11 protein-coding genes and 1 pseudogene are annotated in these 19637 nt (G+C 46.4%); 8 read left to right on the top strand and 4 right to left on the bottom strand.

The window, feature by feature from the left end; translation table 11 throughout:
• Window positions 1-130: 130 nt before the first annotated feature.
• On the bottom strand, window positions 131-1324 hold the full coding sequence (locus IEX81_RS11965) for a sugar diacid recognition domain-containing protein (RefSeq protein ID WP_188803621.1): 1194 nt from the start codon (window positions 1322-1324) through the stop codon (window positions 131-133).
• 415 nt (window positions 1325-1739) lie between these two features.
• Here IEX81_RS11965 and IEX81_RS11960 point away from each other — a divergent pair.
• From IEX81_RS11960 to IEX81_RS11930, 7 genes and pseudogenes are all read left to right on the top strand, one after another.
• A pseudogene (locus IEX81_RS11960) lies at window positions 1740-2908 on the top strand (NAD(P)/FAD-dependent oxidoreductase).
• A gap of 289 nt (window positions 2909-3197) precedes the next feature.
• On the top strand, window positions 3198-4385 hold the full coding sequence (locus IEX81_RS11955) for a branched-chain amino acid ABC transporter substrate-binding protein (RefSeq protein ID WP_188803619.1): 1188 nt from the start codon (window positions 3198-3200) through the stop codon (window positions 4383-4385).
• A 246-nt stretch (window positions 4386-4631) separates the two neighbouring features.
• On the top strand, window positions 4632-6716 hold the full coding sequence (locus IEX81_RS11950) for a sigma 54-interacting transcriptional regulator (RefSeq protein ID WP_188803617.1): 2085 nt from the start codon (window positions 4632-4634) through the stop codon (window positions 6714-6716).
• A gap of 466 nt (window positions 6717-7182) precedes the next feature.
• The gene (locus IEX81_RS11945; protein ID WP_188803615.1) at window positions 7183-8547 is read left to right on the top strand and encodes a putrescine aminotransferase; all 1365 of its coding nucleotides are present in this window, start codon (window positions 7183-7185) and stop codon (window positions 8545-8547) included.
• A 185-nt stretch (window positions 8548-8732) separates the two neighbouring features.
• The gene (locus tag IEX81_RS11940; RefSeq protein WP_188803649.1) at window positions 8733-10205 is read left to right on the top strand and encodes an aldehyde dehydrogenase family protein; all 1473 of its coding nucleotides are present in this window, start codon (window positions 8733-8735) and stop codon (window positions 10203-10205) included.
• A 105-nt stretch (window positions 10206-10310) separates the two neighbouring features.
• Window positions 10311-11633, top strand: coding sequence for a 4-aminobutyrate--2-oxoglutarate transaminase (gabT, locus tag IEX81_RS11935; protein ID WP_188803613.1), 1323 nt, complete (start codon window positions 10311-10313; stop codon window positions 11631-11633).
• 124 nt (window positions 11634-11757) lie between these two features.
• The gene (locus IEX81_RS11930) at window positions 11758-13185 is read left to right on the top strand and encodes an APC family permease (RefSeq protein WP_188803611.1); all 1428 of its coding nucleotides are present in this window, start codon (window positions 11758-11760) and stop codon (window positions 13183-13185) included.
• Window positions 13186-14038: 853 nt separating this feature from the next.
• On the opposite strand, the gene IEX81_RS11925 is transcribed toward IEX81_RS11930, so the two are convergent.
• The 3 genes from IEX81_RS11925 to IEX81_RS11915 all read right to left on the bottom strand — a co-directional run bounded on the left by IEX81_RS11925 (window position 14039) and on the right by IEX81_RS11915 (window position 18377).
• Complete coding sequence (locus IEX81_RS11925; RefSeq protein WP_188803609.1) at window positions 14039-15049, bottom strand: LCP family protein; 1011 nt, start codon at window positions 15047-15049, stop codon at window positions 14039-14041.
• 413 nt (window positions 15050-15462) lie between these two features.
• On the bottom strand, window positions 15463-17037 hold the full coding sequence (locus IEX81_RS11920) for a glycosyltransferase family 2 protein (protein ID WP_188803607.1): 1575 nt from the start codon (window positions 17035-17037) through the stop codon (window positions 15463-15465).
• 338 nt (window positions 17038-17375) lie between these two features.
• Window positions 17376-18377: a glycoside hydrolase domain-containing protein gene (locus tag IEX81_RS11915; protein WP_188803605.1), complete on the bottom strand. Its 1002-nt coding sequence runs from the start codon at window positions 18375-18377 to the stop codon at window positions 17376-17378.
• Between the two features lie 607 nt (window positions 18378-18984).
• On the opposite strand from IEX81_RS11915, the gene IEX81_RS11910 reads away from it, so the two are divergent.
• Entirely contained in the window at window positions 18985-19617 is a 633-nt protein-coding gene (locus IEX81_RS11910; protein ID WP_188803603.1) for a Crp/Fnr family transcriptional regulator, read from the top strand.
• Window positions 19618-19637: the final 20 nt, after the last annotated feature.

The raw sequence follows: 19637 nt of genomic DNA, 5'->3' as shown, positions 1-19637 counted from the left end.
CCTATGCAATCGAACGGCAGGTGCGCGGGATCGCCCGCGGAAAGCGAGCACATGGAGCGGAAAACAACAGAAAAGTTTAACAGAGTCATTTCGTTCAGCAATGAGCAAGTCTGTTCATCTTGATCAATGCTTATTTTTCATTGAGTACATTTTTGACTGCAAAATAAAGAAAAAAACAATGCTCAAAATTAGAAACATCCAAAGAAGTCAGTCTGGAAATCTTGTTCAGCCGGTAAACCAGAGAATTTCTGTGCAGGAACAGTTTTCTTGATGTTTCACTAAGATTCATGTTGCACTGACAGTAGGCTATGAATGTTTGAGCAAGTACATCGAAGTGACTGTCCGAATATAAATCTTGAATAACGGCACGCAGCCGTTCCTTTTTAGAAGATGTAAGGTTTGTAACTAATGACTCAATGTTAATGGTCAGATCGTTATAATAATAAAAGCCTGATGGCAAGTGAGAACGCTCGCCGACTTTTATTGCTTCGAGTGCGTCCTGATAGGACAGCGCAATGTGCTGCATATCCTGTATGCTCCCTACGGCAACCGACGCGCTCAACTGGTACTTTTTTTGGAGGTACTGCTTCAAGCTGTCTGTTTTCATTCTGATTCGGCACAAAAGCCTGGATTCATTCTCTTTTTCAGAAACAGCCATTAATACAACAAATTGATGCGGATTTAATATTGCCAGGATATCCTGGCTGCTGTCCTTGCAATAACACTTCAGATCGCCGGAGATATTATTAAGTCCGTCCCGGAATAAGCCCTTACTTCTGTCAGCCAATCCGTTGTTTAAGTCTTCTGTAACTTTGTTAATATGGTATAAAACAACGATTCGATTGGACTCAAGGTTGTAACCCATTAAGTCTCCCAATTGAATGATTCGATCAAAATTAATGGAAGGGTTTGGGCTGAAAAGATATTTTACTAATGTAATCACCGACTGATCTCCGAGCCTGCTTATTTCTTTTTCAAAGGAGTCGAGACAAAAGAGTTCGACATAATTTTTTATCGGCAGGATCAACTGTCCGACTTCTTCAGGCTTGCCGATGATACCGAGGACACCTATCGGGTTTTTGTTTAATAAAATAGGGGTGGCGACACCGGGGAGTACATTATCCATATGAATTACCTGATCGTCATAAAAAGAAAGCGTGTCATTGACGGTTATCACATCCAAAGAGGGCTTGTGAAAGGTTTTCAGCCGTTTATCGTCAGTTGATCCGACGATATAGCCTTTATCATCAGTGATGCTAATCGGATAATCGATCATTTGGGTCATGTTGGAAACGATGGTAGGAGCAATGTTCGCTAAAAACATAAGCAGATCCCTTCCTCATAGTTTATGACTTTTTTCAAAAAGCGACCGACAACAGAATGCCACGGGCAATGACTCTTGTTGCAGTTCTTGATGAAAAGGATCAACTGATGATTAGCACTGTACACCTATTATTATTTGAATAATCACAATTTAATTGTATTTTAACTCAAGGTGGAAAATGAAAAACAGTGACTTTGGTCACAAAATTATACAATTTTAATTAATTGAACTATTTGTTTTTTGTCTGCTTTTCATATTTTTTTATAAAGAAGATCAGAGTAGATTAAGAGTAATACTTGATGCGCTGCAAAGTTTTTTAATTCACGCTGGAACTGAAGATATGATTTTCTGGCAGCATGTCAGAGGAGGTTCATTTTAGACCTTCGCAAACCTGAAAATAAAGGTGGGAAACAGGGTGGAGAATCAAGCTGATGTAATCATTATTGGCGGGGGGATTAACGGATCAAGTATCGCCTTTAACCTGTTACATGACGGTTTTACCGGAAAAGTGGTCGTTTTTGAAAAAAAGACAAAGGCTACAAATATTCATCGACGCCGAGATGTGCGGGAGGTTTTCGACAACTGTACACGACGGAAATTAATGTGCAGCTCAGCCGATTCAGCTTAAATGTTTACAAACATTTCGCTGAAGACATGGAAGTGGACGGCGAGAAACCTGATATTGGTTTTAAACAGCGAGGATATTTATTTCTAGCTACGGAAAAAATGATGCCTCAATTTGAAAAAAACATGATGCTTCAGCACCGGAACGGGGTCGATTCCCAATTACTGGATATCGAAGACCTGCGGGGACTCATTCCGGAATTAACGATCAGCGATCTGGCAGGTGGTTTATACTGCTCGGAAAGCGGCTATCTGGATGCCTACTCCGTCATGCAAGGCTACATCAAATATGCCAAGCATTTGGGGGCGGAATACATTTACGAGGAAGTGTCTGATTTACTTATCGAAGGTCAACAAATGAAGGGCGTGCGTTTGAAAAACGGGGAGACCTGCACGGCGCCTGTCGTCGTGAATTGCGGAGGAGCCTGGGGCGCTCAGCTGAGCGAAAAAGCCGGCATCAAGTTTTCTATTGTTCCGTCGCCAAGACAAATCTTTCAATTCGACTGTGAAAAAAAGCTGAAGAACTACTTGCCGTTAACGATGGATCCGACCGGCGTATATTTTCGGCATGAAGGCGAGCAGATGATTGCGGGCTATTCAGAACCGATCCGTTCGGACTTCGATTTCAGCTGGAGACGGGAAGATTTTATTGAAAATGTATGGCCGCCTCTTGCTCATCGGATTCCCAATTTTGAAAGAGTGAAAATAGTCAGAGGCTGGGCTGGAATCTATGATTACAATACGGAAGATCACAACGCCATTATTGGACAATATCCGAAAATTGAAGGTTACTATGTTGCTTTCGGGTTCAGTGGGCACGGTATGCAGCAGGCTCCGGGTGTAGGAAAAGGCATGTCCGAGTTAATCAGAAAGGGAAAATACGAAACGATTGATCTTTCGCCGCTAAGACCGGAACGGTTCGCGGAACATCAATTAGTGATTGAAGACGCGATTTATTAATAATGAAGAAATAATAAAGACCCGGAAGCATCTATTTTTGACATCGCAAACTATGGTTTTGCAGGCGATCTGTTTGACAGGGCACTCAGACTCATTGAGGGACTAAAGAAACAAGCATCTGTTCAAAATTAAGTACCGGGAAACGATTATCGTGCAAGTTCGGAAATTAAATTTTGATAATTGAAAAAATATACGGTCAAATGAATCCTGTGATTATGAACAAAAATGGTTCAGATTTCAACGGATAAAAAATTATATCCGGAATTTGTTCACCTGAGGAGGATTTTTCATGAAAATGGGCAGATTGGTTCCACTGTTCTTCGTTGCTGTTTTGGGAGTCGGCATGATCACCGGTTGCTCGTCAACGACTTCCGCAGCCGATTCCGCAGGCAAAACCGTGATTAAGATTGCAAGCCAGACACCTTTATCCGGCAGCAGCGCGACAGCGGGCGAAGCTATTAAAAATGGTGCTCAGCTTGCTGTTAATGATTATAAAAAGAAATTTGCCGCAAAAGGGTTTGACCTTCAGCTGGCCCCTTATGATGATCAGGCAGATCCTAAAAAAGGTGTGGCCAATGCTCAACTTATGGCGGCCGATCCGCAGGTGCTCGGTGTGGTCGGCCACTACAACTCGGGCGTCGCTATTCCGTCCAGCGAAATCTATGAAAAAAATAATCTGGCCATGGTTTCACCTGCTGCAACGGCCACGGCTGTAACCGACAGAGGGCTGAAAACAGTCAACCGGGTTGTTGCACGCGATGATTTTCAAGGTCCTGCGGGCGCGGATTTTGCGGTGAGAACGCTGAAAGCCAAAAAGATTTTTGTCATTCAGGACAAAACGGCATATGGTTCAGGTCTTGCTGAACAGTTCAGAAAACGCGCGCAGGAACTTGGCGCCGAGATCGTCGGCTATGAAGGAATCACGGTTGGCGAGAAAGATTTCAGCGGTGTCATCAGCCAGGCCGTGTCAAAGAAACCGGATCTTCTCTACTTTGGCGGGCTTTATACTGAAGGCGGGCAGATTATCATGCAGGCGCGCACACAAGGACTCAATATGCCGATCTTAAGCGATGACGGCCTTGCTTCATCTGAAACCGTACAAATTGCCGGTAATGCAGTTAAAAATGTTTATATCACATCCACTGCCAGCGATGTCACGAAAACGGCAAAGGGGAAGAATTTTGCCCAAAGGTATAAAAACGAATTCCAGAAGACTATTGAATCCTTCTCTGCTTATGGATACGATAGCGCCGCCGTCCTGCTTGAAGGCATTCTGAATGCGATAGACAAAAATGGCGGAAAGCTTCCGACGCGTCCACAAGTTGTCCAAACGGTTCGGTCCACAAAGAATTTTAACGGCGTTGCGTCTAAGGTCAAGTTTGATAACAAGGGCGACAACATATTTGCGAAAGTCTATATCTTTAATTTTGATAAAGTTTCTTATCCGCCGGTTCAGGTTGCTGAAATGAGCCATTGAATGACAGATTAGTGCCTGAAGCGGCCGTATTAAGAAAAATTGGGATGGAAACATACTTTTTTCTTTTGAAAATTATTCAAAAATGAATAATGAATTCAGGTAAATTTGATTCCAAAAATGAACATAATTCTCCTTTGAAGTGAAAGGTGCCGGAGTGAATCGATGAAATCTCGAACAAGGTCCGCCCCTCATGTCATGATTTATCACTTGATGTGTTAAAATTATTTCTAGAAGGGGGATGGATTTATGCTTCCGATTCCAAACGATAAAATCCGGCCCATCGTGATGGCCTCTTTGGACCAAATCGATAAACATCCCGAACAGCTTTCGGGTTATTCAATCAACGACTATCTGTTCATCAAGGATGAAAGCGGATTAATCGGCTATGTTTCTGTCAAGGAGATTCAATCGAAAAGCAGGCATCCCATGACTGTTGAACAGATCAGAAAACATACACATCCGCTTGAAACGGCGTGTTTTCTCGGTCAGGAATTTTCGATTCCGGATCTTTATCGGGTGATTGGCGAAGCGGTGACCCTGGTGAAGGATGGAGATGACCGCCTGATTGGTTACATGAAAAGAGAAGACCTGCTTGTGGCCTTATTTAAGGATGAAAGTCAGAATACTGATCTGTTAAAGACTATTTTAACTTCGATACCTATGGGCATTTTTGTGATCGATCATCATCGAAGGATTGTCAATTTTAATGAAGCGGCACTAAGGATGACAAAACGCAGTTCCTCAGAAGTTGCTCATGAACCTGCGGACAGTATTTTCAGTCGGAAAGATATTGATCGCGTCTTCAAAACCGGAGAGACGATCCTGAACCAGATTGTCGTGAGAGGGCAGGTGGGCCTTCTCGCCGATTACAGCCCCATTCTTGATTCCGACCGCGAAATAAACGGCATCGTTATTGTTGTTCAGGATTTGCCGATGGTTGAAAAAATGGCGATGGAAATGGAATATGTCAAAAATTTGAACGCGGATCTGAATGCCGTTTTATCCAGTATGTACGATGAAATTCTGGTTTTGAACGAGGAAGGCACGCTCATTCGCTGCAGTGAAACCCTGTCTGCCGATTATTGGAATATTAATTTTAAAAAATTGATCGGGAAGAATTTGCTTCATCTTGAAGAGAGAGGGATGTTTCATCCGCCCGTGATTCAGCATGTTATGGAGAACAAGAAAAAATATTCGGTTGTTCAGGAAACATCGGGCGGGAAGAAGGTGCTGGCACTTGGCACGCCGGTTTTTGACGATTCGGGGAGAATCCAGAGAATCATCGTTGCCTTGCGGGATATCACGGAGACGGCGGAACTCAAGTCACAGCTCAATGAATATAAAAAGGAGCTGGACGGCTTTAAAAAGAAAGATCTTTTTTTACAGCAGATGGTTTTCAGAAGCGCCAAAATGGAGGAACTGATGATTCGTGTCAAAAAGGTCGCCGAGTTTTCATCGACCGTATTGATCAGCGGAGAATCGGGTGTCGGGAAAGAGGTTGTGGCGCAGGCGATTCATCAAATGGGCAATCGAAGCGGCAAGCCTTTTTTAAAGCTGAATTGCGGGGCGATTCCGGAAAATCTTCTGGAAAGCGAATTGTTCGGGTATGTCAAAGGGGCGTTTACCGGCGCAAGCGTTTCCGGAAAGAAAGGTTATTTTGAGCAGGCAGACGGCGGCGTGCTGTTTCTTGATGAAATAGGCGAGCTTCCGCTTCAGCTGCAAGTCAAGCTGCTGAGGGTTCTTCAGGAAAGCGAAGTCATTCCGCTCGGGAGCACGCGGGCGATTCCGGTCGATGTTCAGATCGTGGCGGCAACCAACCGAAACTTGAAAGAAATGATTAAGGCCGGTAATTTTCGCGAAGATTTGTATTATCGCCTGAACGTCATTCCGATTCAGGTGCCGCCCCTGCGTGAACGTCCTGAGGACATTGCGGTTCTGGCCGTGCATTTTCTTAAACAGTTCAACCGGAGATACAAGAAAGATTATGTTTTTATGCCGGATGCTTTAAATCTTCTCGAGCTTTATCATTGGCCGGGAAATATCAGGGAGCTGCAGAATGTCGTGGAGCGGATGATCGTCGTTTCCGAAAATGAAACGATTCATGCCGACCTGGTGAGCAAATTAATCAAGTTCGATCAGCGGATCACGGATTCACGTTCCTTTATCAACCGGATCATTCCGATAAAGCAGGCGAAGGAAAGACTTGAGGAAGAACTGGTCATGATGGCGATGAAGAAGTTCAAGACAACGACACGCGCAGCGGAGGTACTGGGTATCAGCCAATCTTCGGTCAGCAGGAAATATAATAAAATTCTCAGCGAAAAGCGTTGATTTGAAATGAATTGCGGATCGCTGAAAAAGGCGGGATATCACGGGGCATAAGCGTGGATTCCCGCTTTTTTCCATACTTAGGTTTTGTAAGCTCAAAGTTTATGAACCTGTTTTTATGAAAAATATCATAGACTATGCATTACTGCATAAATAAACAGTCAATTTCATAAAAAAATGACAGTGTCTCCATTGGTTTAAAATCTGACCTCAAATTTATTTGTTTCTTACGGCAGGTCACTTCTCTTCTCAATTATTGTCATAAATTCTGACATAAATTCTATGTTTTGAAAAATTGGCACGAAAATTGCTTATAAAACTTTGGATGCTAAAACGATTGAATCTCATGTGTGTCTGAATGGTTTAACCATTTAAAGCAGTGAAAAGGGGGAGGCTAAGGACTAAAACGATTGAAAATTGACGTTCAGTAGAGAAGAGCCTGGGAAAATTTTGAAATGGGAGTGTTATTGTGGGTATCGACATAAAAGAGCAATTAAACGAAAAATACGCGGAAGCAAACAATTATGCCAAAAAAGTTCTCAGTCTGATCAATAAAGAGAATGATGCGATCACGGAAGAGGATGCTTCATGGATTACTCAGGAGACGGTAGATAATTTCCGTGATTACGTGAATCCGGGATTTTTAGACTATCGGAAATCGGTAACAAAAGACAAACAGTTTGCTGCCGTTGAGTGGTCCGATGAAGGGGACAGTTTCAAAGATGTGAACGGAAAAAAATACATCGACTGCCTTGGCGGATTCGGCATCTACAATGTCGGCCACCGAAATCCTAAAGTCGTTCAGGCCGTAGAAAATCAAATGAACCGCCAGGCGCTTCATAGCCAAGATCTGCTTGATCCTCTGCGCGCTTTCCTAGCCAAGCTCGTCGCCCAGATTACCCCGGGTGACCTGAAATATTCCTTCTTTACAAACAGCGGAACGGAAAGTGTCGAGGGTGCGCTGAAACTGGCGAAGCTTTACAGCGACCGGTCGACGATCATAGCGGCCACGCGCGCCTTTCACGGCAAGAGCCTCGGTTCGCTGACCGCGACGGCTAAAGGCGTTTTTCGCCAACCGTTTTTCCCGCTCGTTTCAGGTTTTCGCCACGTTCAATACGGTGATATCGACATGATGGAAAAGACGATGGAAGCTTGCGCTCTGACAGGAGAAGATGTCGCCGCGGTCCTGCTCGAACCGATTCAGGGCGAAGGCGGAGTCATTGTTCCGCCGGACGATTATTTGCCGAAGGTCAGAGCGTTGTGCGATAAATATGGCGCCTTGCTCATTCTGGATGAAGTGCAGACTGGCATGGGCCGTACAGGCAAAATGTTCTGCTGTGAACACTACGGTGTGGTTCCGGATATTCTCTGTCTTGCTAAGGCTTTCGGAGGCGGCATTGTCCCGGCAGGCGCCGTCGTTGCCAGTGAAAAGGTTTTTAAAAACTTCTTCCCGAATCCGTTCATTCACACGACAACTTTTGGCGGAAATCCGCTTGCCTGCGCGGCGGCTATTGCGACGATTAATGTACTTATTGAGGAACATCTTCCGGAGCGGGCTGCAAAGATGGGTGCCTATATGCTTCAGGGCCTGAAGGAAGCGGCGAAAGGCCACGAAGACAAGGTGATGGAAATCCGCGGCAAAGGTCTGATGATCGGCATTGAATTCCAGGAAGACAAGATCGGGTATGAATTTTCCAAGAAATTATTTGATAAAGGCGTGCTTGTGGCCGGAACACTGGTAAATGCAAAAACCATCCGTATTGAACCGCCATTGACGATCAAGAAGGAAGATATTGATCAGGTGGTGCAGACCGTTGCCGACGCATTGAAATAAGATTAAGGCTGTTCATTGTTATCTTTCCCAAGGGAACGGCCTATACGGTTAAACGGGGCAGAAAGAGGGCGTCCATTCAGCGTCCTTGTACAACAAAGGTCGAAGTGAAGCCGTCCATCCGAAGCAGATGATTTTCATTTTTTCACAAAGGGGGAAATCAGGTGGCTACGAAAACCAGTCAGAAGATCATGGAACTCAGCATGTATATTGACGGCGAGTGGCGGAAAGGCTCAGAAAATCAAAAGCGGGAAATTATCAACCCCGCTAATGGTGAAGTGATTGCGGAGGCGGCGGAAGGTACCGTATCTGATACGCGGGTTGCTATTCAGGCGGCGCGCAAGGCTTTTGATCAAGGAAATTGGCCGAGTCTGAGCGCTGAAGAGCGTGCCGGTTATTTACTTCGGGTGGCCGACAAGATCGATGAGCGGCATGACGAACTGACGGCGCTTGAAACGATGGATAATGGCAAACCCCTTAGGGAAGCCGGCTATGATGTGAGCGACGCCGCTGCATGCTTTCGTTATTACGCCGGATTAATTCTGGCTCCTCATGGCGAGACCTACAATGTCCCGGATAATATGCAAGCCATGGTGATTCGTGAACCCATTGGGGTCTGCGGACTGATTGTCCCCTGGAATTATCCGCTGCTGATGAGTGTCTGGAAGATTGCTCCGGCACTCGCTGCCGGGAACACAATCGTTTACAAGCCATCGGAACTGACACCGGTTACCCCGACAAAGCTGTTTGAGATTTTTGAGGAAATAGGTCTGCCCAGGGGTGTGGCCAATATGGTGATGGGCGCGGGTGAAACGGTTGGAAACGAAATTGCCGTCAGTGATGATGTGGACATGATTTCTTTCACCGGCGGAACGGATACGGGCCGTCATATCATGAAAGCCGCGAGCGGCAACATGAAAAAAATATCGCTTGAACTGGGCGGGAAATCACCCAACATTATCTTCGCCGACACAGATCTTGAAAACGCCGTGGACTTTGCCTTGTTTGGCATCTATGCCGGTGCCGGGCAGATTTGTTCGGCCGGATCACGTATCCTGGTAGAGAAAAGCATTAAAGACGCGTTCATCGCCCGCTTTGTGGAACGGGCCAATAAAATTAAAGTGGGACCTGGCGATGATCCGCAAACGGAAATGGGCCCGCTTGTCAGCCAGGAACAACTGGACAAAGTGCTCCGATATATCGAGATCGGCAAAGCGGAGGGCGCTGAAATTGCCTGCGGCGGTTATCGCCTGACGGACCGCGATTATGGCAAAGGATTTTTTGTCGCTCCGACCGCTTTTATCCAAACGAAGCCTGACATGCGCATCGTTCAGGAAGAAATCTTCGGCCCGGTCGCCGTTTTTCAAACATTCAAAGATGAAGCGGAAGCCGTAAAACTGGCGAACGATACGAAATACGGGCTGGCCGGCGGGGTCTTTACCCGGGATGCGGCCAAGGCGATGCGCGTGATTAAAAAAGTACGCGCCGGTATCACTTGGGTTAATACTTATCATGGAACGTATAACGAAGCGCCGTGGCACGGCTACAAGCAAAGCGGCATCGGTTCGAGTTTAGGGACTTATGGCCTGGACGAATTTTTAGAGACAAAGCAGATTAATTTTAACCTTAATGTGGAACCCATTGGCTGGTTTTCAGATTAAGGTAACTTTTTAAATGATATTTTCAGAATTGAAACAATAATGTGCCTTGTGCGATCAGCGATTAAGCTGACCGTCTAAAACTCGGAAAAGGATGATCGTTAAACGATGAGCAAAAATGTTCTGGAGGAAACGACGACAAAAGAATGGCAGGATAAGCGTGACCGTTTTGTGGCAAAGGGGGTAGGCAACGGAAACCGCCATATTGCAGCGAAGGCAAAGGGCGCTATTGTCACGGATATCGACGGCCGTCAGTATATCGACTTCGCCGGAGCAATCGGTGTGCAGAATGTCGGGCACTGCCACCCGAAAGTTGTGGAAGCCGTAAAAAAGCAATTGGATACTTATATTCACCCGGGTTTTAATGTGATCATGTATCCTTCTTATATCGCATTGTGTGAAAAACTGTGCGAAATCGCGCCTGGCAGCTTTGAGAAAAAAGCCATCCTTCTGAATTCCGGTGCGGAAGCCGTTGAAAATGCCGTGAAAATTGCCCGAAGCTATACCGGACGCCAGGCAGTCGTGACGTTTGAGCGCGCCTTCCATGGCCGGACAAATCTGACCATGGGCATGACGGCAAAGGTGAAGCCTTATAAGTTCGGTTTCGGCCCGTTCGCCTCTGAAACTTATAAGGCGCCGTACCCCTATTACTATCGTAAACCTGAAGGCATGACGGACGAGGCGTACGATGAGCAGGTCATCGCCCGTTTTGAAGACTTCTTTCATGATACGGTGGCTGCTGAATCGGTGGCGTGTGTCGTGATGGAGCCTGTTCAGGGCGAAGGCGGTTTTGTCATTCCTTCCAAACGTTTTGTGAATTACGTACGCGATTTCTGTACGAAATACGGAATTGTTTTTGTAGCTGACGAGATTCAGGCGGGATTTGCCAGAACGGGGAAGACGTTCGCAATTGAAAACTTTGGTATCGTGCCCGATCTGATGACGGTTTCCAAATCGCTTGCCGCCGGCATGCCGCTGAGCGGCGTCATTGGAAAGGCAGAAATCATGGATGCGTGCAGCCTGCCCGGTTCTCTTGGCGGAACATATTGCGGCAGTCCGCTTGCCTGTGCCGCCGCATTAGCCGTGATCGACATCATCAAGGAAGAAAGACTGAACGAACGCGCCGAGATCATTGGAGCCCGGATCGAGAAACGGGGACTTGTCTGGAAAGAAACGTACAGCTTTGTCGGAGATGTGAGAAGACTGGGCGCGATGGCTGCCATCGAGCTTGTAGAGGATAAATTATCCAGAATACCGGATAAAAAACGAACGGGCGCTGTCGTTAAATATGCTAACGAACACGGCCTCCTTTTATTGAATGCCGGTCTTAAAGGCAACTGCATCCGGTTTCTGGCACCACTGACCATTACGGATGAACAATTGGAAAAAGGTCTTGATATTATCGAAAACGGGCTGGATACGGTGAAGTAAAGAAACCCAAGCTTCGGTTGTATTCTGATCCGGAGTTAAGGTTAGTGCGGCAGGTTTACCTGCCCATCCTTACAAAATATTTTATCAAAATAATCAAAATAATAAAAATGAGGGGATATGTTAAATGTCTGAAACTCACGAACTAAAGAAAAACGAATTGACGAAGTTTGATTCCATCATTATGGGCATCGCGGGTACCGCTCCGGCATACACGATTTCGGCAAGTACGGCAACCCTGGTCGCCGCGGTTGGGGTGATGGGGCCCGGTTCGATCCTGTATGCGGCAGTCGTTATGTTCGGTATCGCCTTTGCCTTCATGTACCTGAATCGCTGGCGGTCGGACGCCGGCGCGAGTTATGCATGGGTGGGGCGGGCGATTCATCCGGCACTCGGTTTTATGAGCGGCTGGGCGCTGATCGTTGCGACCTGTTTGTTTATGGTTGCGGGCTCGCTTCCGGTCGGGACGGCAACGCTCGATCTGATCGCCCCTTCGCTAAGCAACAATGTGGTTGCCGTTACCATTGCCGGGGCTTTGTGGTTTCTCTCAATGAACATTTTAATTATGATTGGCATTCAGATTACAACAAAATTCCAGAAATTTATGACGATTATCGAAGTAGTAATTCTGATTGTGATTGCCATCGGTGCCTTCATCAAATTTGGCCTGTATCCCGTTAATCCTTTTTCATGGTCATGGTTTTCACCGAGCGGATTCAATCTCAATACATTCATGTCCGGCTCGCTTGTTGCGATTTTCTATTATTGGGGCTGGGACGTCACGGCAAATCTTACAGAGGAAACGCAGGACAGAAATAAAACCCCGGGGTACGGCGGTGTATTCGGCATGATCGGTATCTTTGTCCTGTTTGAATTGCTGCAAATTGTTTTCCAGATGGGACTGACTTCAAAACAGATCGCGAGTGCCGGGACCAATCTGCTGCCGACAATCGGGAATATGATCTTCCCACGGCCGTGGGGTAATATTGCCATACTGGCGGTGATGATCAGCACCGTTGCAACACTCGAAACCTCGCTGCTGCAAGCGAGCCGCACCTTATTTTCGATGGGACGCGACAATGTACTTGGTATCAAGCTCGGGCATCTCCATCCGCGCTTTCATACGCCCTGGCTCGCCGGAATTGTCATGGGTATCGTATCCCTGCTGCTTTTTGTCGTTTCCAGTTTCAGTTCCGGTGTCAATGCGGTAATGACCGACGCGATTACAGCTATTGGTTTGCAGATCGCATTCTACTATGGCCTGACCGGGTTTGCCTGTGCATGGTATTACCGGCACGAACTAACCCACGATTTCAAGACACTTGTCATGCGCGGACTTTGGCCTGTCCTTTCTTCACTGTTTCTGTGGGCCATTGCCATTTATGATATTCCGCAATTGGGCTGGCAGACAGATCTTATTGGTCTTGGAGCACTGTTCGTCGGTGTGATCCCGCTCATTTACTATCGGTTTAAACTCAAGAGCTTTTTCTATTCATCAGGACGTGAGGCCAGTCATCTGGAAACAGCCGTCGGAGCGGCACCGACAAAATTCTAGAGATGCTGAAGGACTTTAAATGATTTTTAAAACGATCAAATCTTGCACATTAATCACCGAAAAAGGTATCCTTTAGAGAAGCGATCCATATGTTCCTACACGAAATAGTCAAAGGTCATTAAACAGCCAACAGATCCCATTCATCGCGAATGGGATTTTTGAGCGTTGGTGGTAACCGATTGAACCACCGGCTCATGCTCAATTTCTTATTAGCAACCGGAGAAAAATGGGGCGGATTTTTGTTCATTCGGCGCCTATTGGACTCGTTTAACCATCCTCTCGACAATCGGAACTTATTTTTTCACCAAACTATGAAAAAAAATGAACTCAAAAAGCTCGTTTCTGTGTGTTCACAGAAGTACACGGCCGAACAGTCGACAGTAAAATGCAGAGAATCAACAGTAATTGATTGAAAATCATCAGTAAGTGAAAGAAAATCATCAGTAACGCACAAAGAATCAACAGTAAACGACCTGAAATCGATAAGTGCGAATAATCAGAACCTATTTCGGACTTTTGAGGGCACAGACTGCTCATTTTCGCTGGAGCAGGACGATAATCCTCAGTTGTTGATTCGTTGTCAAAAATTCAGGACGGCATTTTGCCGATTTAGGAGAGCGAGATGGAATCATATAATGTTATTTTGCAAAAGACGCGGGTATCCGAGCAGAGTAAATCCTGCAGGAGAAGTTACAGATCAAGCGGTAACTGTGGTTAAAGCAATTATGGGAAGCTGTTCTGAGCTTTTTGCAAAACTAAATCCGTTATCGGAAAATAGCCTGATTAAAAAAGCCGCACCCGGTAAAATTATCGGGTGCGTCCTTTACTTCTTGTTTATTTAGTCATTTGCGTTTTAATTTGCAAAATAAGTCTTGACGACATTTTTTAATTCGACTGGATCAAGGATAACTTGGTCATTGTTGGCCTGAAGAACGTCGTCATACATGACCGCATCTGTGCCTTTGACCTGGCGGTAATGAATCTGCTGTTGCGGATGGAAATTACTTTTGGCGCTCAGGCCGAAACTGATCATATCCTCCTGACTCATATTGGTAGCGACGAGAAACTTGGAAAGTGAACCGGCAAGCGCGGGAAGCTTTGTGATATTTGCCGGCTGCATCACCTTCTGGGCAATTCCGATTAATGCAGCTTCCTGAAGCTGCTGACGGCCGTAATCAGTTCCCGGCAGAGAATAACGTTCATGAACAATTTCCGTCACCATTTTTCCGTTCAAAGCATGGGTGCCAGCCGTAAAGCTCATTCCCTGATCTTCGGCATACCATGGATGAGTCAGAGTCACGTTAAACGGAAGCGTCATATTGATTCCGCCGATCGCATCGACCATGTACTGAAGACCCCAGAAGTTTGTTTCCGCGTAGTAGTTAATCGGAACGCCTGTCAGGTTGGACACGGCTTTCACAGCGTCAACAATGCCTTGCTGCGTTCCGTTCTTGACCTGCGAAACGAATTGAACGCTTGTCAGCTTGGTGTAGCCGTAACCCTGCATGTAAACGCGCGTGTCGCGCGGAATGCTAAGCATGTCGTAGGTATGATTGTTTAAATCGGCATGAATCAGCACCATCGAGTCCGTGTGACCGGCGGGATCCCCTTTCCGGGCATCGGTACCGATCAGCAACATATTGAAGACTCCGGCTTTCAGCTTGACGTTTGACGATCCGCCTATTGATTTCAGATTGCTGAAATGATGCTGCGGATTCAGTTTGTAATATTCATAAGCGCCGAAAGCGGTCGCTGCAACCAGCAGAAAAGCCAGCACCAGTAACGTAATACGCAGGCCGCGATGGCGTTTTTTTGTCTTCCTATATATAGTGCGGGATTCTTGGTCTGAAATTCTGTGTGCCATGTTCTGCTCCTTTGCCTCATTCTTGAGAGAGTATTTTTATAATTAGATAAAATCCAAATTCGCCCGAGGAAAATGCGTTTCTTCCGGTAACAGAAAAGCAAGTCTGCCTCTCAATTAAAAGTACTTCATGCGGTCTTTCAGTTTCAGAACCGGTCTTTGTAAACCGGGAAAATAGACCTACCTGACAGTTACGTTGTAAATATTCGTCTCAATAGTGTGGAGATGAGAGGTCGTTTCTGAAAAATAGTTTTGCAGTTCATGGTAATTATATCCGTCTAAAGTCGCGCAGGCAATACCTTCCGGTTTAAAGATTGACAGAATACAGAAAAAAAGCCGGTCAATCGCCCGGCTTTCCAATTAACGATGGAATAGAATAATAGCATTTTCATTCGGCCCTGATAAAAAGATGGGCGTCAGGCTTTATAAGGCGTTCTCAGCTGCCAAAGCTGGAGCAGCATAGCCAGTGTTTGAAACACGGTCAATACGGAGAGCAAGGCAAATCCGGCTACAAAATAAGGATGGATCATGGTGACGAACGAATGGCTCGTGAAATACGTATGCATTTTATAGCCAAGGAAGACCACGCCAGCTATAAAGCAAATCATGAACATGATCGCATAGGAAAGCTTGGAATGAGTCAGCCCTTTTTCAGCGCGATACTGATTGCCCCAGCCGTCGAACTCTTTGACGCTGAAATGTCTCATCCAGGCTCTGATCCAGATGAAAAGATTTACCCATAAATAAATTTCCGGACTGATCAGCAGTGCCGAGCCGATGACATCGATGAATCTGATCCGGTAAGTTTTCAGGGCCAGTACCGTATTCAGAACAGAAGCGACAAGGGGAGGAATGGCCCAGATCCATGCCCATTGATATTGATGTGTATAGACAGCCATGATAACCATCACGACAAAAAGCACCCGAGTCAGAAGATCCAGTCCCATTTTAATCTGTTCGCGCCATAGACGCGCGGTATGCCGTGTTTTCAGGCGATCCTGGTTCATGAGCAGTTCGATAAGCCCTCCTTTCCATTTGTCTCTTTGTGCAACATAAGACTTATAATTTCTCATACCGTCTACATAGCAGCGCGCGGTCGGAGAGACCAGTGCTTTATAGCCGCACCGCTCGATCATCCACGTCAGGGCCATATCTTCGACCTGGGTATCGTCGCGCAGAAAGGAAACGGTGCCTTGTTCTTTGCGCACGGCTTCCAGTGCATCCGGATTGAACATAGATGTCTGGCCGCCAAGCACATAGGTCCGGCCTTTCCCTTTCGTGAAAAGCTGCAGTGTCCATGAAGCCATGTCGATTTTCTGGCGGGCAATCCACCACCGGGCCATGAAACCCCCGTACTCTCCACTGTCTATTTTTTCCTGATAATGGGGGTCGTTAACCGAGATCTTTCGCTTACTTTTTGGATACAGCATCGTGTATTTCGCCATGACGCCCCCGATATTGCTTTCCGATTTCAATCCCTCCCACAATTCGATCATGCACCTTTTGTCCATACGTGTATCGGCATCAACAGACATAATTGCCTCAATCGAGCTTACATATCGCCAGTGGCGCCTGCTCACTTCCTTACCGTCGATTCTCAGTGAATTGCCGTGCAGCAGGGAATAAAGCTGAGTGAGACATCCGACTTTTTTCTTTTTGTTAGCGACAGTTTTGTAAACAATTAAGTTCAGGTTCAGTTCCGCCGCCGCCTTAACGGCCCGTTCCTCAGTCTGATCCGTGCAATTATCGAGGCCGAGCAGGATATCAATGGACTGAATGCCTTCAGGCAGTTCCTGATCGGCAATTCCTTCAAGACAATGGGCTATTGAGTTTTCTTCATTGTGGGCCGGGAGCAGGATCACAATTCTTGGCGGCACGAGGTCACTTTTAAACCAGCTGCTATCCACAACGTCATCATAAGACACGTGTCGGATATTTTCACTTTTCATTAAAAAATAGTGCGCTTTTCTTTCAACTGAAGAGCTCTCCAATTCATCATCCTCCTCGGTATTGTCATCGCCATGCCTTGTTTTTGGCATTTTAGAACTTATGCTCGTTGCCGGAGCAACATTCCTTAATCACGGGCATTACGCTCCGATTTCCTGACAGCTTTCCGGACAGCTTTCCGGAGGCACATGAAACTCCCGGAACCGGCAGATGTGCGCCGTTCCGGGAGTTTCAAGATTCCTGATCAATCCATGAGCCATTGTCAGCCGGCAGGGCAGGATTTGATCGTCTGCCTTTCTAAACTCCTTCTTTTACTAATAAAATGCTATTGCGAAAAAATTCGAGCATTCAAACCATAATCGATTGATCCATCTTTTCTGAATTAAAACAGGGCGCTCCATGTCTTTGGTCCGACGATGCCGTCGGATACCAGGCCATGGCTGAACTGATAGGTTTTAACCGCTGCTTCCGTTTTTGGTCCGAAGATTCCGTCTGCCAGCGCTCCGACGGCTTTTTGTATGAGGGCGACATTTTTGCCCGTACTGCCTCGCCGGATCAGCCGGCCCGGATAGGGGATGGGGTTTGCGTTTGCTAAACCGGAAGGCTGGTACAGCTTTAGTTTCTGTCCCGGGTAGATCGTATCAGAAGTCAGTCCGTTCCACTTTTTGATCTGGTGATAATCCAGACCGAAACGGACGCCGATTTCACTCAATGTATCCCCTGATTTGATGGTATAGTCAGCGGGTTTTTGGGGAATTGGCCGGTTCGGAGCAGCATTGCCGCCAACTGCTGGCTGCGTTCCGGTTTTTCCCCAAGTTCCTCCGGTCTTGATTATGCTGTCGAGATCAACGCGAATACCGGCGATGGTCCGGTCATTCTGAAATTGGTATAGGTGGGCGTACGCTGATAGTTTACCGGCTGACCACGCATAAGTCTGATAGAAACAGTCCGCCATGCCTGACCGTCCGAGTTCCTCGATAATCCGGAAAGATCCATAGGCACCGACAGCATATCCGGTCTGTGCGGCTTTGATGGCACGAAAGTAAGCAGTAATGGGTCCCAGATCACCTGTACCGGCATCGTAATCGACGGTGAAATAAATCGGAGTCCCCTGCGGCTGGCCGACTGACCGCGCATAACGGCTTGCCGCCGCGGCGTCATTCTGCCCCTGCTGTGCAGAAAAATAAGCCGGGTTTGTCGGGTTGGTTTCCCATATGCTGAAAATGGAAAGCCCGGCCTTGAGAATGATATTCGCTTCGGCAGGACTCATGGCTTTCCATGAACCGGCGTCGCCAAGATAGCGGCCCGCAGCTTTGACTCCGGCCCGTTTCAAATTCTCAACCATGCTTTCATTAAGTTTTGTGGCACAATCAATTGCTTTCATAGATAAACACTCCTTTGAATTTTGATGTGAGGTCATGAAAATGAAGAGGGCTCTTGTAGAGAAGGATTGGAGCAGGAGAGTCAAAATAAGTGTCGGAGAGAGGAACGGCTGCGGCATTCACTTTATAGATAGAAAGATCGGATATTAGCCGGTGAGCGGAATCATTCAAAGACTTGTAACAGGACTTTATTTCTTCGGTCACTTTACGGCCAGGGGTAAAATCTTAGGGATTAGCGGACAGTTTTTTCCATTTACAAAAAATTGATATCCCGTTAATTTACCGTATAACCAGCAACTTTAAAATAGTTAGTGGGATGAACCCAGCTCGACTATATCAGGAAAGGGAAAGTCGCGGCCATCTCTTGAACACGGATCAAGTCAATAGTTTGTTGGTTGGTGTAAAAATGGTTGTCTTAATGTAATAGAAACATAAATATTCTGTAAATTGTCGTGTAAACGACAGAGTTGAGAAAAACCGGGCGCTATACTTTTCATTGGGATCGGGATCTCCAAAATCCAAGTTTGCCTCTCTCTGAAAAGAAGATCTTTCGAATCTGGTGCTGTTTTTCTTAACTCAGAATCCATAAAACCGGGAGGCATTTCCACCATGGTTAACGAGAAGAGCGCATTACTTGGATTATTTAAGGACTTTGGGACGCTGCATGAGTTTAAAAAGAACGCGATGGTTTTCAGCAAGGGAGATTCTGCCACAGTTGCTTATCTCATTGAGGATGGTTTGCTGAAAATTTGTCAGCTGACCAGCACAGGTCAGGATGTGACATTCTTCATCAGGAAAACCGGTGAATATTTCGGCATGGCTGAAATTGTTCTCGGAGAAAATCATCCTTGCTTTGCTCAATGTTTACGCAACAGCAGGATCTGGACTCTTTCTTCGTTGATTATTCAGGAAAGCATTCAGTCCGATCCGGTAATAGGCGGGGAAGTCCTGCGGACCTTGACAAGCCGGCTGATGCAGCAGGAACACATGGTGGAACAGCTCGTTTCTAAATCCGTTTCTGCAAGGCTTGCCTGGCTGATTAATCAGCTGTGCAGGGAGGATCCGGAAGGCCGATGGTCAGCGCGGCACCTGCTGACCCATGAAGAGCTATCGAATATTGTCGGGTGCAGCAGGCAGTCCATTTCCGAGATATTTAATGAATGGCGCGCACGCGGCATTATCTGCTACACCCGGGACAGCCTGACCGTTATTCGGCCCGATCACCTGATTGAATACATATAAAGGGAGGAAATTGAGCGGAG

It is taken from the genome of Sporolactobacillus putidus, assembly GCF_014647035.1.
Lineage (GTDB): Bacteria > Bacillota > Bacilli > Bacillales > Sporolactobacillaceae > Sporolactobacillus > Sporolactobacillus putidus.
This window is presented reverse-complemented; position numbering and strand designations above follow the sequence as displayed.

Bases quoted from the DNA above. Each gene is read 5' to 3' on its own strand.
- IEX81_RS11965 (WP_188803621.1), bottom strand. From the start codon at position 1,324: ATGTTTTTAGCGAACATTGCTCCTACCATCGTTTCCAACATGACCCAA.
- IEX81_RS11955 (WP_188803619.1), top strand. From the start codon at position 3,198: ATGAAAATGGGCAGATTGGTTCCACTGTTCTTCGTTGCTGTTTTGGGA.
- IEX81_RS11950 (WP_188803617.1), top strand. From the start codon at position 4,632: ATGCTTCCGATTCCAAACGATAAAATCCGGCCCATCGTGATGGCCTCT.
- gabT (WP_188803613.1), top strand. From the start codon at position 10,311: ATGAGCAAAAATGTTCTGGAGGAAACGACGACAAAAGAATGGCAGGAT.
- IEX81_RS11930 (WP_188803611.1), top strand. From the start codon at position 11,758: ATGTCTGAAACTCACGAACTAAAGAAAAACGAATTGACGAAGTTTGAT.
- IEX81_RS11925 (WP_188803609.1), bottom strand. From the start codon at position 15,049: ATGGCACACAGAATTTCAGACCAAGAATCCCGCACTATATATAGGAAG.
- IEX81_RS11915 (WP_188803605.1), bottom strand. From the start codon at position 18,377: ATGAAAGCAATTGATTGTGCCACAAAACTTAATGAAAGCATGGTTGAG.
- IEX81_RS11910 (WP_188803603.1), top strand. From the start codon at position 18,985: ATGGTTAACGAGAAGAGCGCATTACTTGGATTATTTAAGGACTTTGGG.